Raw genomic sequence first — 15854 nt, forward strand, 5'->3', positions numbered from 1 at the left:
CAGAAATAAGATCTCAAATGCAGCTTTTATTTGCTCAAGCACCGAATATCCCGCCTTCTCTTTCCCTGATATGCCCCAATTCCGCACGATCATAGAGTAAGAGAAAGACTTCTTTCACTGGTCGTTTAACGATCTTTGCGATTCTTTCAATGGGTAAACCGCCCTGCCAACACGATTCAACTTCTTTCACTTCCTCGGGCTGCCAATCAAAATTACAGTGATCAAGCATGATATAAACACCCATTAGGCGCTCTCCTTTATTGTTTTTTCCATTTCGCGCATTTTCGCTTCTAGCATTTTAATAACTGGTGTCAGGTCTTTGCCTTTCCCTGACTTCCTTGGCGACAATTCGTATACTCCTGGCATCAATGGAATGATGTGATAGTTTTTCATTTCCAAGCTCCTAATCTATGATTTAATTTCATCCGGTCACCCTTGATGATGACTATATAGTTCTCACACATTTCATAAATCCGTGTGCCGAGTGCTTCGTCTATTTGTACAAGCTGCTCAATATCCAATTCACTTGAAATGAGAATCGGCTTATGATTGAGATAACGATAATTGATGACTGAATATGTCTGTTCCACCTGCCAATCAGTTGCCCTAGGTTTACCCTTTAAAGGCTTAAATAGATCGTCTATAAAAAGGACATCAACCTCTTTCATTCGCCGTAGCTTCTCTTCCAATTTTTCAAAATCATCTTTCAGATCATTGAAGCCTTCGACATACGGGAAGTATTGCACTGGCACGTTTTTCGATTTGATTAATTTATTTGATATGGCTGTAAGTAAATGTGTCTTTCCTGATCCTGGCTGTCCCAAAAGGGCGATGCTGTTTTTACGTTTATCCTTGATACTGTCGAAATTGTTATAATAATCAACAGCGCACTCGTAAGCATCAACGATCAGATCGTGTTTCCCTTCAGTAACAAAATTCTTAAATTGTAATTTCTCAAACTCTACAGTTATGTCGCTTGAATTCATTAATTTCCTAATTCGGCGCCACTCAACACATTTACAGCGTACCCACACCTCAATGCCGTCCCTGTTTTCTAGATAACCCAGTTCATCCTTACAAGTAGGACAGTCATATTCACCCTTTTTTTCTGAGGCGTCCGACTCTTCCGCCAAAGATTGGGCTGACTTTTCCTGAAGCTTCTTCAGTATTTTCTCCATAGCTTTGTCCGTACGGTTGTTGGTTGCCATTTCTCGTTCCCCTTCTTTCTTCTTCATTCTTCTGAACTACTAATCTGGCATATTGTTTTCGCAATTTATCAGCACTTAAAATATTCTTGTACCAAAATTCGTGTTTAGTAGACCACAAGATCACTTCTTGAATATCTTTTCCTGTGCGTTCATCACGTTCCATCATCAGTCGAATTGTATTAGCCCATTGATCAAGGTTTGGTTGTTTCATATCAGGGGCGTTTATATGGACATGTTTCCAAAGTAATTCAGCCAGCTGCATTTGTTTTTCATCAAAAACCAAACGTTTATTATTCTTATTTTCATTATTATCATTATTACCATTATTGTTTGTGTTCACTTGCTGTTCATTTGCTGTGCAATTGCTGTTCACTTGCTGTTCACTTTGTTGGTACTCTGACCAGTTGGTTATTGATATGACGCTATATTTACTCCTTGATTTGATGTTCAACATTTGCCACTTTTCGAAGTTCTTCATGTACCGCCAAAGTGTTGCATCTGAAACTTTTTTTGATGGTTTGACACCTTCATTAAACTCGGAGGCCAGTTCAAAACGGCCTGTTATAAATTCGCCTGGAATCAGGTGAACCATCTTATTACCTACCAATTGATCATGTTCTTTGTGGGTTGCTTTTATCAAACAGAGAACCCACAGCTTGAACATATCTGAATTTGTAAAGATAGGATTTTCTTTGATTTTCCTATGAAGCGAAACCCAACCTTTCAAAGCCCTGGCCCCCTTTCACTTGCTATATGACCAATTCTGAAAAATGAATGATGCTGTTTAAACAGTTTGTTGTTCGACAATACTTACATTTCCCGCAACGTCTTGGCTTTTCTCCACCGTATTTCACCTTGATAATGCGATCCATATGCTTTTCAACGTCCTCAAGTTCAATTTCCATTCGAGCTTCATCTATATTGATTACAGCTTTATCAGGTGGATCTTCTTTTGAAACTCCAACGATCAACGGTTCAAGCCATTCTGAACGGTCTGTCATCCGTTTTTCGATTTCGGCATATAATGCCATTTGCGTAATATAGCCGTTTGCCTCTACAAAAGAGCAATAACCTATTTCTGAATCCCATACTTTTTCACGTAAGGATCGGGCCGTTTTTAAGTCCGCGAAATGTCCGCCATCAGGATTATAAACGTCAATCTTGCCTTTCCAAGGAACACCGAACAACTCTGCTGTAATCATCACTTCTTTTTCTCCTGAAAGAACGAACATACAAAGGTCGTCATTGTGCATAGATTCAATCATTAAATCCGCCAATTGATACTGCTTGTATAGTTGGCCTTTTTGAGTGAATAAAGAAGGCGTGTTTTTCTTGAATTCATCAAAAGCCTGTTCTCCTTCCAACCAAGCATGAACGTACTGGCCGAAGAGAAGGGCCTCCGAAGTTGGAGGGTTCCATTCTCCGTTAATCTCAGCCATAGTTGCAGCCTCGCACTTTAGAAAGTTTTTATATTGTGAATTTGACATGTAATATTTATCAATCTCATCAGAGTAATAATTCTCCTTGGTCAGCATCGGAACCGTCCGCATTAGCAGGATCACCCGCCTTATGATCGTGTCCTGTTTTCTCTTTCTGCTTTTTGAATTCTTCCTCTGCCTTAGATTTGGTTGCACCTGTTGCTTTGGTGTTAAAGTAATCTTCTTTTTTAGCCATACCATCACGTAGGGCGGTGTAGATGCGGCCTATTTTCAAAAAGTCTTGTTCTGTAAATGCATCTAAGTTGCTACCGATATACTGTTGAATCATTTCTTTTGTCACACCAAACTCTTTTTTAAAGAGCGTCATAGCATTTCGCAACCGGTCTTCCAAAGGTTCTTTATGTCCACTAATTAAGGTTTTTTGACACATATCGACCGCAGCGTCCACTATATCCCCTGGGATAACACCAAGGATGCAGGCGCGAACACGGCGCGCTCCTTGGTTTGCTACCATTTCATAAATATCCCGTGGATCATCAAGTTTTGTAATTTTCCCCCGTGCTTTCCGTTCGTGTTTAACAGTGAAAATCTTTGTTTGTCGAGTGTTTGTTTCAAGGTCCCAAGCGTAAGCCATTACAGAGGATTCCCCGGCCTTTTGTTCTAATTCCATGATGCCATAATCAATGTTTCCCCAGTTCTGTGCCAAAGCCTCAGCCAGTCGAATAGAAGGACCAGATACTTTTGAACCCCCTCGCGGATATTCATAAACTGCATTTTCTGCTAACAATCTTCTTTCACAAGCTTTCTTAATGCGTTCAAAAGCTGCATAAACATCACGAGGAAACTTTTTTGCAATAACCATAGCCGCTTGAACTTCCTGTGCTTGACGGCTTACTATTGCTTCTGTAGTGACGCTTGTGGTCTGCTGGCTTTCCGGCATGTACTGTGAATAATCAATATGAGATAATCCATTCATTGGTTTGTTCCTCTCCCTTGATTTTTTAAAAAATATTCGATATGCTTTTAATATTCTTTCTTAAAAATCACTTTCCTAAAGTTCACTCTGCCAAGTGAACTTTTTTTATTTGTCTTCCTCTTCGTTGTCTTTCTCTTTTTCATACTTCAAATACTCCAACGGATAACCGTAACGGTTGATTTCTGTAATGATTGGATGTTCTATATTCATTGATACGCCCTCCTTATGGTTGAAACGTCTATCCCTTTACTTAACAGCTTTGACGCTATTTCATGCAGCTGAACAACTTGTTCTGGATGTTCCATCCGTTTAAGATCCTTACAATGGGCAATCATCGACCCTGCTATTTCAATACACCCTTCATAATCTCCGTCCTCAATAGCATCTGGTAACAGTTCAGTGATTAGAAAATCCATTGATTTGATCAGTCTTTCCGCCCTTTCACGATCAGACTTTAGAAATCTATTTAAATTCATGCTTATCCTCCTCTTTGGTATAATGTTCCTGATAGGGGGTGAAACTATGAAACTAGATGAAAAAAAGATTCATGATTTTGCTATTGCTGTTGTAAACTCAACCTCTGTAGAAGGAGACTCCCCAGAATCCATCGTTCAGAAGAAATTAGAGTTATACGAAAAGGCAATACTTCAAGCAACTGCTATAAAAGAGAAAGCTGATAAGTTAGAACAAAAAGCACTTGATCAGTACTATAAATCTGATGATTTCAGCTTTTAATCAACTTTCTGGAGTGAAAGAATAAGTCTAGCAACATAGTAGATTTGTTCTTCGCTCCATCCTTGTTCAAATGACCAGACCAAAAACTCCCGACAATTTTTCAAAGCAATATCCATGTCTATTCGACTAGCACGATGGCTCATTTTCTTCTCCCCTTTTCCTTTTTTATTCAAGAGACATAATCAACGCAACAACAGACAGAATGACGCAAACGCCACTGACGATAATCCCAATTAAATGAAACTTGCTGCTGTCCACATAATCACCTCACTTTTTTCTAGCCTATATGCTGCTTCACAAAAGCTTGATAAATCTTTATAAAACGTTCTGCTTCGCTTAGAGCAAGCCATTCTTTTGTTTTGATCTTCACTTTTCCCACCTCCTTTGAATTGATCAATCTTAATAACAGAGTTTTATGAAATTTCCTTGCTAGAGTTGTTTAATTTCACACCATATTTAATTGCCATTTCTTTCACCACAGCAAGATAGATTTCAGTTAACCTTGTATCATCTGCAATAACATCCATCTTATTGACTTTGTCTATTCTCGACTTTGCAACACCTTCAAGTGCCATCTTGCCTTTTTTGTTAGTAAGTCTGACTGATAGCTTTGCATTCGCACGATCTTCAAGGGCTTCATAGCTTTCATTGCGAACGTCTTGATAAGCTTGGAATCCTCCACGAGCTTGAGCGATTTTGTTAATAAGATTGTTTACTTTCTTTCTCCATTCTGTGGGATTAAGACTGAGAATTTCCGTTATTCTATCCTGGTTTTTCTCGGTTTCTACCAATCTATTTTCTATAACAGTTAACCGGCGCTCTTGTTCTACCATTTGATTAACTGTACATTGCAAGGCTTCAAGCTGTGTTTTTGGTTGTTGCTGATTCTGGATGTACTCTTTCATTCGTTTGAACTCTTTAATAAATTTGATTTTGGTTTGAACAGCTTCCTTTGTGTTGTATCCGAACACAACTAATGTGAAGGCTTCTTCGGTTAGGTCGTATTTTGGGTAAGTGCGACCTCTACTATTTGTATATTTTGACTCGGAAAAATTCCCGAGTGAGAATTCTTTACCCGCATACTCCACTTGCTTGCGTACATCTTTCAGTACATCATCGTGATTCTTTCCAAACATCTCCGCAATGGTCAGACTGTCTGTGACAGCATTGTTTTTTTTAATAAAAACTAATTCTTTTGTCATTCAACTTACCTCCTAAAAAACTTCTTAATATTTTGGTTGTTCGGACAACCAAGTCAGTAGAAATTTTTTCATCTCAGCTGCTGGGAATCGCCAACGAGAACCAACCTTATATTTTGGACAACGTGGATCGTAAAAGAATTTATCTAAAATCTCTGTCCAACTCATATCCGTTTTTTCTTGAAGTGTTTTCGTGTTCCAAAAAACCTTTTCACTTTCAACAGCTTTTAATTGTTCCTCAATTTTATTTAAATAGATCTGCCTAACCTCGTTTTTATCAATCTGAACTGTTAGCATACCTATTATGAAACCTCCTTCATCTCAAGGATTTTAATAATTTTTTCTCTGACTTTCTTGCCTTGTCTTTTACCGAGTAAAATGTCGGAAAGATAAGGTCCTGAAATGTTTAGCATTTCGGCTAAGTCTTTTTGTTGCATGTCGTTTAGAATGAGCCAAGTCTTAACCTTTTTGCCGAAATCTAATTCCATAGAAATAACCTCCTTTATCTTTTTTGCTAATTATTTAGCTTTTTGTTGACTTTTTTTATCCAAACGGATAAAATAAAACCATAGCTGAACAAGCCTACAACAAATAGCCTTTACGTTTGGAGACGTGATCTGCGGCTTTGTTTTGTAGTGCTATAAAAGCTGAATAAGTAGCTTATGGATATAGTATATTATCCAAACAGATAAATGTCAACATATTTTTATCTAAATGGATAAAAATCCTTGAGCTTTATTAAGGGTGATTATTTTGACAACGTTCGATAGGGTAAAAAAACTCGCTGATGATCGGAAAATATCATTAACTGAATTAGCTAAACGGGTAGACATGGGAGTAAATTCATTATATAAATGGAAAACCCAAAAACCTGCAGTTGATAAATTGCAAAAAGTTGCTGATTATTTCCAAGTTTCTGTCGATTATCTTCTTGGTCGTACTGATGAAAAAAAATTGCCTGAACAAGATATAGACACCATAGCGGCTCATCATGATGGCGAAGATTGGACAAAAGAAGAATTGGAGGAAATCGAACGATTTAAAGAATTTGTTCGCTTAAAAAGAAAACAACAGGAGTAGTTGTGGATGTACGAAACGTTACTTATGGAGGCAACTCATCTTGGTATAGACACCTACGAAAAACAAATGCCTCATCGAATTAAGGGATTATACGCTAATGATATTATTTGGATTAACAAAAATATGGAAACCTCTTATGATAAAGCATGCATACTTGCTGAAGAGCTTGGTCATTATCATACATCAAGTGGAGATATTATTAATCAAAATACAATCCAAAACCAAAAACAAGAAAAAGTAGCTAGATCATGGGCTTATGAAAGGTTAGTTCCATTGTCTAAGATCATTCAAGCCCACAAAGAAGCTATAAGAAATAGATATGAATTGGCTCGATATCTTGAAATAACAGAAGAATTTTTAAATAACGCCATTAAACACTATAAAGAAAAATACGGTGATACGGTTAAATATGAAGGACACACCATTTGTTTTGAACCACTTGGTGTAATAGAGTGGTTCGACAAAACTTTTTAACCCAAAAACCAAACATACGTTCTTTAATTAAAGGAGGTGGTGTCTGAGAAGCTAGTTTTATTTAATATGTTGAAAAATTTTTAAAACAAAAACCAAACATACGTTTTATAAGAGGTGAAAACATGGCTAGTTTTAGAAAGCACTCTAACGGTTGGGAATACCGCATAAGGTATAAAGATCCTATTTCAAAAAAATTCAAAGAGACATCGAAACGCGGATTTCCCACCAAAAAAGTTGCTCAACTTGAAGCAGCTAAGGTTGAACAAGAAATAGATAGTTCCACATTTAAACCGAATAATGCTATCACATTTAAAGCTATTTATAACCGTTGGTGGGCTTCTCACTCCAAAACGTTAAAACCAAGTACACGATACTCCATTGAATCAAAATTTAATAACCACATAATTCCACGTTTTGGACATTTAAAGATCAGGGACATTTCTAAAGAATATTGTCAAAAAATGATTGATGAGATTGCAGAACAAATTAATTCAGTTAATGACGTAAAAATTCAAGCAAACCGTGTATTTAGATATGCAGTACGTATGGATTATCTCACAAAAAACCCTATGGAACATGCAATTATACCAAAAAAAGAAACTGATTTTTTGGCAGAGGAAGAGACGAGAAATTTTTGGACTAAACAAGAGGTAAAAAAATTCTTTAGGATAGCAAAGGAGTCTTTGGATCATCAAGATTATATAATGTTTCATTTACTTATCTATACAGGGATGAGGAAAGGAGAACTTTTATCCCTAGAGTGGGACGATATAAATTTCGATGATGGAACTATAATCATATCTAAAACCTTATTTTTCAAAGACAATCAGGAGATTATTCAAAAAGTGAAGACTTACCAAGCCAGGACTATCTATATTGATCCAAAAACGATGGAAATCTTAGAAAAGTGGCATATACAACAACATAATTTGGTTTTAAAAGATAATGACTGTCCAATTATAAATGTACTCACAAGGACTGACAATCGTCCTCTACGACTTGCTTATCCTAATGACAAACTAAAAAGCTTTATTAAAAATAATAAATTCCATTCCATAACCATTCATGGATTAAGGCACACCCATGCTTCAATTTTATTTGAAGCTGGCGCAACAGTTAAAGAAGTGCAAGCTCGTTTGGGACATCGGGATATTAAAACTACAATGAATATCTACACCCACGTTACCTCCACTGTTAAAGAAAAGACAGCGGACCTTTTTCAATCCTATATCGATTCATAAAAATTTGTGGGTGTTTTGTGGGTGTTCATAGTTATCCAATATAAAAAAGACCCTTTCCACCGAAGTGAAAAGAGCCTTTGAAACGTTGATAATTAACGTTTTGAGAACTGAGGTGCACGACGAGCGCCTTTAAGACCGTATTTCTTACGTTCTTTCATGCGAGCGTCACGAGTTAGAAGTCCAGCACGTTTTAGTGTTGAACGGTATTCTGGGTCCGCTTCAAGTAGAGCGCGAGCGATACCGTGACGGATTGCGCCTGATTGTCCAGCATATCCGCCTCCATGAACATTGACTAAAACATCGTAGCTTCCAGTTGTTTCAGTTAAAGTTAATGGTTGTTTAATATCTTCGATTAACGCTTCAGATGGAATGTATTCGTTGATATCACGTTTATTCACGATGATACGGCCTTCTCCAGGAACTAGGCGTACGCGAGCTACAGAGCTTTTACGACGTCCAGTACCGTAATATTGAACCTGTGCCAAATTAGTAACCTCCCTTTAATTATCCGCGAAGTTCGTAAACTTCAGGTTTTTGTGCTGCATGTGGATGCTCAGAACCACGGTATACGTTCAATTTTTTGAACATTTGACGACCTAGAGAACCTTTTGGAAGCATGCCTTTAATCGCAAGCTCAAGCATTTTCTCAGGGTAGTTTGTGCGCATTTCAAGAGCAGTTCTTGATTTTAAACCGCCTGGATGTTGAGTGTGACGGTAGTAAATTTTATCAGTTAACTTCTTACCTGTTAACTCGATTTTTTCGGCGTTGATGATGATCACATGATCTCCAGTGTCAACGTGTGGTGTGTAAGTTGGTTTGTGTTTTCCACGAAGGATAGATGCAACTTCTGTTGAAAGACGTCCTAGAGTCTTGCCAGCAGCATCAACAACCAACCACTTGCGTTCAATTGTACTTTCGTTAGCCATAGGTGTTGTACGCATTGAATTTCCCTCCTAAATGATCTGTCATTTTACAATAAACTTAGATTACGTTCTATTTCAAAACACAATAAGTTCCGGGGCTTATCGTGGGGTTGAAATACATACCATATAACATAATATAACTTTCTGTACTTACTGTCAAGAAAATGTTACACCAGGTTTAGTTGTCATAGATGACGTTCCATAAATATAGTCCATGAGCAGGTGCAGTACGCCCTGCCGCATCCCGATTTTTTGCCTGTATAATCTTCTCGATAGCCTCAGGAGAGATTGCTCCTGTTCCAACTTCAAGGATCGTACCGGTGATAATTCTGACCATATTATACAAAAATCCGCCGCCGACAATCCTCATTTGCAGACCGTCAGCTGTTTCAGACCAGTCCAATTCATGAACCGTTCTGACTTTATCTTGCACCTCTGTTTTGGCTGTGCAAAAGCTTGTAAAATCATAAGTACCAACCAAATACTGAGAAGCTTCTTTCATCTTTTCAAAATCGAGTTGATATGGAACATGGTATGCATAAAATCGTTTAAATACATCCGGATGTCTGCTTCTATCAATCAGATAACGATATTCTTTTTTCTTCACAGAAAACCGGGCATGGAATTGTTCATCGACGACTTCCGCTTTGTTTACTACTATATCATCAGGGAGCAGGGCATTTAATGCATAGGGCCACTTTTCCTCTGGAATAAGCAGCGGGCTATCAAAATGAATCGTCTGTCCGATAGCATGAACACCGCTGTCAGTTCTGCCAGAGGCCACGACAGGAATACGTTCCTGTGTTTTGTGAAGGGTTTTTAATGCCTTTTCTAGTTCATCCTGAACCGTTCTTTTTCCAGGCTGAACTTGGTAGCCGAAAAAAAGATGGCCATCATATGAAATCGTACATTTTATTCTCATGACATCTCACCTAATTTCGTAACAGGATTAATAGACTGGCTAATCCTATTAATATCAGGAGAACGGAAGTATCTTTCCCTTTCCATATCAATTGTCGATATTTTGTGCGACCTTCTCCGCCGCGGTAACCACGTGCTTCCATTGCCGTTGCTAGCTCTTCTGCTCTCTTAAAGGCACTGACAAACAGGGGGACTAGCAGGGGGACGATTGCCTTCACACGCTCTTTGATTGGACCGCTTGTAAAGTCAACACCTCTTGCCATTTGCGCCTTCATAATTTTATCCGTCTCCTCCAAGAGAGTGGGTATAAATCTTAGTGAGATGGACATCATTAAAGCGAGTTCATGAACAGGCAGCTTCAGCTTTTTAAATGGTCCAAGTAACCGCTCCAGCCCATCAGTGACTTCGATTGGGGTTGTCGTTAAAGTTAAAAGCGTTGTGATCAAGATTAAATAAATAAACCGCAGAGAAATAAAAATTCCTTGAACAAGCCCTTGCTCATAGATGCTAAATAAGCGAAGATCAACGAGGACAGGACCTTCCCGAGTCATCAAAATATGAAGCAGAAAAGTAAACAGCACAATCCAGATGATCGGCTTCATACCCTTTAACAAGAAACGAATAGGTACGCTTGATAGACCGACCGCAAGAACCGTAAACAGGCCCAGTAAAGCATATGTTACGGTATTATTGGCAAAAAAGACGATAAAGATAAACAGAAATATAGTTAACAGTTTTGTGCGCGGATCAAGGCGGTGAATGATCGAGGAGCCGGGCACATACTTTCCGATTATAATACTATCTATCATAAAGCATTTTCCTCCTGAAAGAGTGCTCTAATTTCAGAGGCTGCTTCTTTTATCGTTAAGAACGGAGCTTTAAAAGTGATGCCGAGTGTTTCTTCAAGTTGTTTTTGAAACTTTATTGTTTCTGGTAAATCAAGTCCCAAAGCGGTGATATCGCTTCTGTTTGCAAATAGTTCACGCGGTGTCCCCTTAGCCTTAATCGTACCTTTGTGCATGACAATCAGTTCATCTGCATAGACTGCCGCATCCTCCATACTGTGGGTAACTAAAATTGTTGTCAGTTTCCGATGTTGGTGAAGGTGATAAAACATATCCATAATCTCTTTCCGGCCTCTCGGATCAAGTCCAGCGGTCGGTTCATCAAGAACGAGGACCTCAGGCTCCATTGCAAGAACACCTGCAATGGCAACACGGCGCATCTGCCCCCCACTTAGTTCAAATGGAGACCGATCTGCCAATTCTAATGGCAAGCCAACTAGTTTCAACATTTCCTGAGCTTTTGCTTCTGCTTTCACCCGGCTGACTCCAAAATTAATCGGACCAAAAGCAATGTCTCTTCGTACAGTTTCCTCAAACAGTTGATGCTCTGGGAATTGAAAAACAATTCCAACTTTTTTTCGTAAAGCTTTTAAATTTTTAGTCTTTTTACCTGCTTCAAGAACATTTTCACCTAAATGAATTTGTCCTTTCGTTGGCTTTAAAAGACCGTTCAGATGCTGAAGGAGCGTCGACTTTCCTGAGCCAGTATGTCCAATAATGGCTACATAACTTTCTTCCTTAATCACAGCATTAACATCATAAATCGCCAAACGTTCAAAAGGTGTTTTCATCTGGTATCGGTGTTCTATATCTTTGATCGTAATGTCCATAGCTCATTCACCAATCCTTTTTGTGACAGATGATTACCTTTGAGGGCCAAACCGCTTTCTTTTAAGATTTGACTAAGCTGAAAGGAAAAAGGTAAATCAAGTCCGATATCAACCAGATCTTGTCCTAGATGAAAAACTTCTTCAGGTGAACCTTCAGCATATTTTTTTCCACCATTCATAACAATGATCCGATCGGCCTTGGCTGCTTCATCTAAATCATGTGTTATCGAGATGACTGTCACCATCCCTTGATTTTTTAACCTTCTGACCGTCTCGAGCACTTCTTCTCTTCCGATTGGGTCAAGCATTGATGTTGCTTCATCAAGAATGATGATATCGGGCTGAACGGCTAGAACTCCCGCAATCGCAACCCGCTGCTTTTGTCCTCCGGAGAGATGGTGCGGCTCTTGATCGAGAAAATCCTGCATGTTCACCTGTTTAATCGCCCAATCTACCTTTTCCACCATATCTTCTCTTGGAACTCCATTGTTTTCTAAACCAAAAGCCACATCATCGCGAACGGTTGTCCCAACAAACTGATTATCGGGATTTTGAAAGACCATGCCTACTTTTGTTCTAATATCCCAGGCTGTCTCTTCCGTCAACGTGATCCCGCCCACTTTAATTGACCCTTTATCAGGTATGATCAAGCCATTTAAAGTGCGGGCCAATGTCGATTTCCCAGAACCGTTATGGCCGACTATCGCCAACCATTCACCTTTTGTGACATGAAAAGAGACGTTGTCAAGCGTAGGTCTGTCTGCATCTTTTTGATATGAGAACGTCATATCCTCTACTGTGATTAAGCGTTCAAGACTCATTTTGCCCGTCCGCCCTCCTCTCCTCTAAAACTCTGCTGAACTAAAACACCGCATATCTAAAAAAAGGGCATAGATCCAGTTAAAAACTGTCCCGCCCTTCTTTAGACACACAATATATGTGATTAAACCAATTCGATAATAGCCATTGGTGCTCCGTCACCACGGCGAGGACCAAGTTTCATAATACGTGTGTATCCGCCTTGGCGCTCTTCATAACGAGGTGCTACATCAGAGAAAAGTTTTTGAAGTGCATCTTGGTTGTTCTCTGCATCCGCTACCTCATTGCGAATGTATGCAGCTGCTTGGCGGCGTGCATGTAAGTCTCCACGTTTGCCAAGAGTGATCATTTTTTCAACTACAGAACGAAGTTCTTTAGCGCGAGCTTCTGTTGTTTCGATTCTTTCGTTGATGATCAAATCTGTTGTAAGGTCACGCAGCATTGCTTTACGCTGTGCACTTGTACGTCCTAGTTTTCTGTATGACATGTGATGTCCCCTCCTTTATGGAAATACTCTATCTGAAATAAAAAACAAACGAAAAGGCTAGTTTACATTGAAACTAGTCAATCGTCTTTGCGAAGGCCCAGTCCAAGTTCTTCAAGTTTCGCTTTTACTTCTTCAAGTGATTTGCGACCTAGGTTGCGAACCTTCATCATATCTTCTTCTGTCTTGTTCGCAAGCTCTTGAACTGTATTGATACCCGCACGCTTTAAGCAGTTGTAAGAACGAACGGAGAGATCAAGCTCTTCAATTGTCATTTCAAGAACTTTTTCTTTCTGATCTTCTTCTTTTTCAACCATAATTTCAGCATGTTGGGCTTCGTCAGTCAAGCCGACAAAAATATTAAGGTGTTCAGTTAAAATCTTTGAACCAAGAGCAATCGCTTCTTTTGGTCCAGTGCTTCCATCTGTCCATACATCAAGCGTCAGTTTGTCATAGTTTGTAATCTGACCCACACGAGTGTTTTCAACTTGATAAGATACACGAGAAACAGGTGTAAAGATGGAATCAATCGGGATGACGCCAATCGGCTGATCGTCTCTTTTATTCGCATCAGCTGGTGTATACCCTCGACCTCTTTGAGCAGTTAAGCGAACTTTGAAACTCGCGTTTTGACCAAGAGTTGCAATGTGGAGATCATGGTTTAAAATCTCTACATCACTATCATGGGTAATATCAGCAGCTGTTACAACTCCTTCACGCTGTACATCAATCTCAAGCGTCTTCTCTTCTTCAGAGTAGATTTTCAGTGCAAGTTTTTTAATGTTTAAGATAATCGTTGTAACATCTTCAACTACACCTTCAATTGTAGAGAACTCATGCAGTACACCATCTATTTGGATCGATGTTACAGCGGCACCAGGGAGTGAGGATAAAAGGATACGACGTAAGGAGTTACCCAAAGTTGTACCATATCCACGCTCAAGTGGCTCTACGACAAATTTACCATACTTGGTATCGTCGTTGATTTCAACCGTTTCGATTTTTGGTTTTTCAATCTCAATCATTTCATAAAACCCTCCTTCAAAACGTCGAAACCCCGGAAAGAATTTCTCGTATTCTATCCGAAATTCCCCATTGTTTAGTCCCGTATGTGCTCAGGCAACGAGTGTGCATTCGTTTTATAAATTAACTGTATCATAACCCATTATTGACAGGGACACAAAATCTATACAAACAAATTACACGCGGCGACGTTTTGGTGGACGGCATCCGTTATGAGGTACTGGAGTTACGTCTCTGATCGCAGTCACTTCAAGTCCGGCAGCTTGAAGTGCACGAATTGCAGCTTCACGACCAGAACCTGGTCCTTTAACAGTTACTTCTAAAGTTTTCAATCCATGTTCAATTGAACCTTTAGCAGCAGTTTCAGCAGCCATTTGGGCAGCGAACGGAGTAGATTTACGAGATCCTCTAAAACCTAAAGCTCCCGCACTTGACCAAGAAATCGCATTACCGTGTACATCAGTAATCGTTACAATTGTATTGTTGAAAGTCGAACGAATATGGGCAATCCCAGATTCAATGTTCTTTTTTACGCGACGTTTACGCGTATTTGATTTACGAACAGCAGCCATTGTTTAATAACCTCCCTTACTTTATTTTTTCTTGTTAGCTACAGTACGACGCGGACCTTTACGAGTACGCGCATTATTTTTTGTATTTTGACCGCGAACAGGTAATCCGCGACGATGACGAATTCCGCGGTAGCTTCCGATTTCGATCAAACGTTTAATGTTAAGAGACACTTCACGACGAAGGTCACCTTCTACTTTAAGTTTGTCGATTACGTCACGGATTTTACCGAGTTCTTCTTCAGTCAAATCACGAACGCGAGTATCTTCAGAAACACCAGCTTCTTTTAAAATTTCCTGAGCCGTTGGACGACCGATTCCAAAGATGTATGTTAATGAAATAACAACACGCTTATCACGTGGAATATCTACACCAGCAATACGAGCCATTCTTTCTCGCACCTCCTTAAAATGTTATCCTTGTTTTTGTTTATGCTTTGGATTTTCACAGATCACCATTACTTTTCCTTTTCTGCGAATAACTTTACATTTTTCACAGATCGGTTTAACTGATGGTCTCACTTTCATGTGTTTCCAACCTCCTTCAATTCCGGAGTGCTTTATTTGTAACGGTACGTAATTCTACCACGAGTTAAGTCATATGGAGATAATTCTACCGTAACCTTGTCTCCAGGTAAAATGCGAATGAAGTGCATGCGGATTTTACCAGATACATGAGCCAAAACGGTATGACCATTTTCAAGTTCTACTTTGAACATTGCGTTTGGCAGTGTTTCGACTACAGTACCTTCCACTTCAATTACATCGTCTTTCGCCATTCAAGTGTTCTCCCTTCTTCAAATCAGTAACTTGCTCTCTGACAAATTTCAAAAGAGAAAATCTCAATTTTCCGTTTGTCACACGCCCTGTTTCGTTTATACTGTTCTGAACTTCCGGAGAAACGCAATCATAAAAGGTTAAATGATTGATATTCTTTTTCTTAGGAGAATGAAATTTTCGCTTTTCTCCGTCTGCTAGCAGCACATGATGATGATCGAATATTCCAATGACAACTGCATATTGAGCCATTTCACGACCTTTTAAGATACGTACAAACTGACCAATTTGAGGAGTGTCTCGATTCATC

Annotated in this window: 28 protein-coding genes; 4 read left to right on the plus strand and 24 right to left on the minus strand. The window is 39.2% G+C overall.

Translation table 11 applies throughout. The features are described from left to right. Positions 1-34: 34 nt before the first annotated feature. From PDT38_RS17510 to PDT38_RS17540, 7 genes are all read right to left on the minus strand, one after another. Complete coding sequence (locus tag PDT38_RS17510) at positions 35-244, minus strand: hypothetical protein (protein ID WP_270803386.1); 210 nt, start codon at positions 242-244, stop codon at positions 35-37. Beyond that, positions 244-393 carry a hypothetical protein gene (locus PDT38_RS17515; RefSeq protein ID WP_270803387.1) on the minus strand — a complete coding sequence of 50 codons (150 nt, stop codon included), beginning with the start codon at positions 391-393 and terminating at the stop codon, positions 244-246. Before PDT38_RS17515 ends, PDT38_RS17510 begins: the two co-directional genes overlap by 1 nt. Beyond that, complete coding sequence (locus tag PDT38_RS17520) at positions 390-1178, minus strand: ATP-binding protein (protein ID WP_270803443.1); 789 nt, start codon at positions 1176-1178, stop codon at positions 390-392. Before PDT38_RS17520 ends, PDT38_RS17515 begins: the two co-directional genes overlap by 4 nt. Next, the gene (locus PDT38_RS17525; protein ID WP_270803388.1) at positions 1096-1935 is read right to left on the minus strand and encodes a replication protein; all 840 of its coding nucleotides are present in this window, start codon (positions 1933-1935) and stop codon (positions 1096-1098) included. The genes PDT38_RS17520 and PDT38_RS17525 overlap by 83 nt, the downstream gene beginning before the upstream one ends. A gap of 22 nt (positions 1936-1957) precedes the next feature. Continuing rightward, positions 1958-2758, minus strand: a complete 801-nt coding sequence (locus PDT38_RS17530; RefSeq protein WP_317134969.1) for a PD-(D/E)XK nuclease-like domain-containing protein — start codon at positions 2756-2758, stop codon at positions 1958-1960. Then, complete coding sequence (locus PDT38_RS17535; RefSeq protein ID WP_270803389.1) at positions 2715-3623, minus strand: hypothetical protein; 909 nt, start codon at positions 3621-3623, stop codon at positions 2715-2717. Before PDT38_RS17535 ends, PDT38_RS17530 begins: the two co-directional genes overlap by 44 nt. Before the next feature lie 206 nt (positions 3624-3829). After that, entirely contained in the window at positions 3830-4099 is a 270-nt protein-coding gene (locus PDT38_RS17540) for a YqaH family protein (RefSeq protein WP_270803390.1), read from the minus strand. 46 nt (positions 4100-4145) lie between these two features. Here PDT38_RS17540 and PDT38_RS17545 point away from each other — a divergent pair, with 46 nt between their 5' ends. Next, positions 4146-4358 carry a hypothetical protein gene (locus PDT38_RS17545; protein ID WP_270803391.1) on the plus strand — a complete coding sequence of 71 codons (213 nt, stop codon included), beginning with the start codon at positions 4146-4148 and terminating at the stop codon, positions 4356-4358. Here the strand turns inward: PDT38_RS17545 and PDT38_RS17550 are convergent. The 4 genes from PDT38_RS17550 to PDT38_RS17565 form a co-directional block, all read right to left on the minus strand. After that, positions 4355-4501 (minus strand): hypothetical protein, encoded by a 147-nt coding sequence (locus PDT38_RS17550; protein WP_270803392.1) that lies wholly within the window; start codon positions 4499-4501, stop codon positions 4355-4357. The two genes, PDT38_RS17545 and PDT38_RS17550, sit on opposite strands and share 4 nt — an antisense overlap. A 270-nt stretch (positions 4502-4771) precedes the next feature. Continuing rightward, the gene (locus PDT38_RS17555) at positions 4772-5560 is read right to left on the minus strand and encodes a Rha family transcriptional regulator (RefSeq protein WP_270803393.1); all 789 of its coding nucleotides are present in this window, start codon (positions 5558-5560) and stop codon (positions 4772-4774) included. Positions 5561-5584: 24 nt separating this feature from the next. After that, entirely contained in the window at positions 5585-5854 is a 270-nt protein-coding gene (locus PDT38_RS17560; RefSeq protein ID WP_270803394.1) for a group-specific protein, read from the minus strand. Positions 5855-5859: 5 nt separating this feature from the next. Beyond that, the gene (locus PDT38_RS17565) at positions 5860-6045 is read right to left on the minus strand and encodes a helix-turn-helix domain-containing protein (RefSeq protein ID WP_172299094.1); all 186 of its coding nucleotides are present in this window, start codon (positions 6043-6045) and stop codon (positions 5860-5862) included. Positions 6046-6301: 256 nt separating this feature from the next. Here PDT38_RS17565 and PDT38_RS17570 point away from each other — a divergent pair, with 256 nt between their 5' ends. From PDT38_RS17570 to PDT38_RS17580, 3 genes are all read left to right on the plus strand, one after another. After that, positions 6302-6637, plus strand: a complete 336-nt coding sequence (locus PDT38_RS17570) for a helix-turn-helix domain-containing protein (protein ID WP_394356310.1) — start codon at positions 6302-6304, stop codon at positions 6635-6637. A gap of 6 nt (positions 6638-6643) precedes the next feature. Then, on the plus strand, positions 6644-7111 hold the full coding sequence (locus PDT38_RS17575) for an ImmA/IrrE family metallo-endopeptidase (protein WP_270803396.1): 468 nt from the start codon (positions 6644-6646) through the stop codon (positions 7109-7111). A gap of 122 nt (positions 7112-7233) precedes the next feature. Further along, the gene (locus PDT38_RS17580) at positions 7234-8352 is read left to right on the plus strand and encodes a site-specific integrase (RefSeq protein ID WP_270803397.1); all 1119 of its coding nucleotides are present in this window, start codon (positions 7234-7236) and stop codon (positions 8350-8352) included. A gap of 92 nt (positions 8353-8444) precedes the next feature. Here the strand turns inward: PDT38_RS17580 and rpsI are convergent, their stop codons facing one another. The 13 genes from rpsI to PDT38_RS17645 all read right to left on the minus strand — a co-directional run bounded on the left by rpsI (position 8445) and on the right by PDT38_RS17645 (position 15853). Beyond that, positions 8445-8837 carry a 30S ribosomal protein S9 gene (gene rpsI / locus PDT38_RS17585; RefSeq protein WP_172292385.1) on the minus strand — a complete coding sequence of 131 codons (393 nt, stop codon included), beginning with the start codon at positions 8835-8837 and terminating at the stop codon, positions 8445-8447. 19 nt (positions 8838-8856) lie between these two features. Further along, on the minus strand, positions 8857-9294 hold the full coding sequence (rplM, locus tag PDT38_RS17590; RefSeq protein WP_270803398.1) for a 50S ribosomal protein L13: 438 nt from the start codon (positions 9292-9294) through the stop codon (positions 8857-8859). 160 nt (positions 9295-9454) lie between these two features. After that, entirely contained in the window at positions 9455-10198 is a 744-nt protein-coding gene (gene truA, locus PDT38_RS17595) for a tRNA pseudouridine(38-40) synthase TruA (RefSeq protein WP_270803399.1), read from the minus strand. Positions 10199-10208: 10 nt separating this feature from the next. Next, a complete protein-coding gene (locus PDT38_RS17600) occupies positions 10209-11006 on the minus strand; it encodes an energy-coupling factor transporter transmembrane component T family protein (protein WP_270803400.1) in 798 nt (265 codons plus the stop codon). Continuing rightward, positions 11003-11872: an energy-coupling factor ABC transporter ATP-binding protein gene (locus PDT38_RS17605; RefSeq protein WP_270803401.1), complete on the minus strand. Its 870-nt coding sequence runs from the start codon at positions 11870-11872 to the stop codon at positions 11003-11005. Before PDT38_RS17605 ends, PDT38_RS17600 begins: the two co-directional genes overlap by 4 nt. After that, the gene (locus PDT38_RS17610; protein ID WP_270803402.1) at positions 11848-12693 is read right to left on the minus strand and encodes an energy-coupling factor ABC transporter ATP-binding protein; all 846 of its coding nucleotides are present in this window, start codon (positions 12691-12693) and stop codon (positions 11848-11850) included. Before PDT38_RS17610 ends, PDT38_RS17605 begins: the two co-directional genes overlap by 25 nt. A gap of 122 nt (positions 12694-12815) precedes the next feature. Next, positions 12816-13178 (minus strand): 50S ribosomal protein L17, encoded by a 363-nt coding sequence (gene rplQ / locus PDT38_RS17615; RefSeq protein ID WP_172292373.1) that lies wholly within the window; start codon positions 13176-13178, stop codon positions 12816-12818. 77 nt (positions 13179-13255) lie between these two features. Continuing rightward, positions 13256-14200 carry a DNA-directed RNA polymerase subunit alpha gene (locus PDT38_RS17620; RefSeq protein WP_172292371.1) on the minus strand — a complete coding sequence of 315 codons (945 nt, stop codon included), beginning with the start codon at positions 14198-14200 and terminating at the stop codon, positions 13256-13258. Positions 14201-14374: 174 nt separating this feature from the next. Next, positions 14375-14770, minus strand: a complete 396-nt coding sequence (gene rpsK / locus PDT38_RS17625) for a 30S ribosomal protein S11 (RefSeq protein ID WP_270803403.1) — start codon at positions 14768-14770, stop codon at positions 14375-14377. 21 nt (positions 14771-14791) lie between these two features. Next, positions 14792-15157, minus strand: coding sequence for a 30S ribosomal protein S13 (gene rpsM, locus PDT38_RS17630; protein WP_270803404.1), 366 nt, complete (start codon positions 15155-15157; stop codon positions 14792-14794). Between the two features lie 24 nt (positions 15158-15181). Next, entirely contained in the window at positions 15182-15295 is a 114-nt protein-coding gene (gene rpmJ, locus PDT38_RS17635; protein WP_003156543.1) for a 50S ribosomal protein L36, read from the minus strand. A 32-nt stretch (positions 15296-15327) separates the two neighbouring features. Then, positions 15328-15546: a translation initiation factor IF-1 gene (gene infA, locus PDT38_RS17640; protein ID WP_003178377.1), complete on the minus strand. Its 219-nt coding sequence runs from the start codon at positions 15544-15546 to the stop codon at positions 15328-15330. Continuing rightward, a complete protein-coding gene (locus PDT38_RS17645) occupies positions 15524-15853 on the minus strand; it encodes a KOW domain-containing RNA-binding protein (RefSeq protein WP_270803405.1) in 330 nt (109 codons plus the stop codon). The genes infA and PDT38_RS17645 overlap by 23 nt, the downstream gene beginning before the upstream one ends. Position 15854: the final 1 nt, after the last annotated feature.

It is taken from the genome of Bacillus changyiensis (assembly GCF_027706145.1).
GTDB lineage: Bacteria > Bacillota > Bacilli > Bacillales > Bacillaceae > Bacillus > Bacillus changyiensis.

Excerpts from the sequence above, each read along its gene's own strand:
- PDT38_RS17510 (WP_270803386.1), bottom strand. The coding sequence starts at position 244 with ATGGGTGTTTATATCATGCTTGATCACTGTAATTTTGATTGGCAGCCC.
- PDT38_RS17515 (WP_270803387.1), bottom strand. The coding sequence starts at position 393 with ATGAAAAACTATCACATCATTCCATTGATGCCAGGAGTATACGAATTG.
- PDT38_RS17520 (WP_270803443.1), bottom strand. The coding sequence starts at position 1,178 with ATGGAGAAAATACTGAAGAAGCTTCAGGAAAAGTCAGCCCAATCTTTG.
- PDT38_RS17530 (WP_317134969.1), bottom strand. The coding sequence starts at position 2,758 with ATGCGGACGGTTCCGATGCTGACCAAGGAGAATTATTACTCTGATGAG.
- PDT38_RS17535 (WP_270803389.1), bottom strand. The coding sequence starts at position 3,623 with ATGAATGGATTATCTCATATTGATTATTCACAGTACATGCCGGAAAGC.
- PDT38_RS17540 (WP_270803390.1), bottom strand. The coding sequence starts at position 4,099 with ATGAATTTAAATAGATTTCTAAAGTCTGATCGTGAAAGGGCGGAAAGA.
- PDT38_RS17545 (WP_270803391.1), top strand. The coding sequence starts at position 4,146 with ATGAAACTAGATGAAAAAAAGATTCATGATTTTGCTATTGCTGTTGTA.
- PDT38_RS17550 (WP_270803392.1), bottom strand. The coding sequence starts at position 4,501 with ATGAGCCATCGTGCTAGTCGAATAGACATGGATATTGCTTTGAAAAAT.
- PDT38_RS17555 (WP_270803393.1), bottom strand. The coding sequence starts at position 5,560 with ATGACAAAAGAATTAGTTTTTATTAAAAAAAACAATGCTGTCACAGAC.
- PDT38_RS17560 (WP_270803394.1), bottom strand. The coding sequence starts at position 5,854 with ATGCTAACAGTTCAGATTGATAAAAACGAGGTTAGGCAGATCTATTTA.
- PDT38_RS17565 (WP_172299094.1), bottom strand. The coding sequence starts at position 6,045 with ATGGAATTAGATTTCGGCAAAAAGGTTAAGACTTGGCTCATTCTAAAC.
- PDT38_RS17575 (WP_270803396.1), top strand. The coding sequence starts at position 6,644 with ATGTACGAAACGTTACTTATGGAGGCAACTCATCTTGGTATAGACACC.
- PDT38_RS17580 (WP_270803397.1), top strand. The coding sequence starts at position 7,234 with ATGGCTAGTTTTAGAAAGCACTCTAACGGTTGGGAATACCGCATAAGG.
- rplM (WP_270803398.1), bottom strand. The coding sequence starts at position 9,294 with ATGCGTACAACACCTATGGCTAACGAAAGTACAATTGAACGCAAGTGG.
- truA (WP_270803399.1), bottom strand. The coding sequence starts at position 10,198 with ATGAGAATAAAATGTACGATTTCATATGATGGCCATCTTTTTTTCGGC.
- PDT38_RS17600 (WP_270803400.1), bottom strand. The coding sequence starts at position 11,006 with ATGATAGATAGTATTATAATCGGAAAGTATGTGCCCGGCTCCTCGATC.
- PDT38_RS17605 (WP_270803401.1), bottom strand. The coding sequence starts at position 11,872 with ATGGACATTACGATCAAAGATATAGAACACCGATACCAGATGAAAACA.
- PDT38_RS17610 (WP_270803402.1), bottom strand. The coding sequence starts at position 12,693 with ATGAGTCTTGAACGCTTAATCACAGTAGAGGATATGACGTTCTCATAT.
- rplQ (WP_172292373.1), bottom strand. The coding sequence starts at position 13,178 with ATGTCATACAGAAAACTAGGACGTACAAGTGCACAGCGTAAAGCAATG.
- PDT38_RS17620 (WP_172292371.1), bottom strand. The coding sequence starts at position 14,200 with ATGATTGAGATTGAAAAACCAAAAATCGAAACGGTTGAAATCAACGAC.
- rpsK (WP_270803403.1), bottom strand. The coding sequence starts at position 14,770 with ATGGCTGCTGTTCGTAAATCAAATACGCGTAAACGTCGCGTAAAAAAG.
- rpsM (WP_270803404.1), bottom strand. The coding sequence starts at position 15,157 with ATGGCTCGTATTGCTGGTGTAGATATTCCACGTGATAAGCGTGTTGTT.
- rpmJ (WP_003156543.1), bottom strand. The coding sequence starts at position 15,295 with ATGAAAGTGAGACCATCAGTTAAACCGATCTGTGAAAAATGTAAAGTT.
- infA (WP_003178377.1), bottom strand. The coding sequence starts at position 15,546 with ATGGCGAAAGACGATGTAATTGAAGTGGAAGGTACTGTAGTCGAAACA.
- PDT38_RS17645 (WP_270803405.1), bottom strand. The coding sequence starts at position 15,853 with ATGAATCGAGACACTCCTCAAATTGGTCAGTTTGTACGTATCTTAAAA.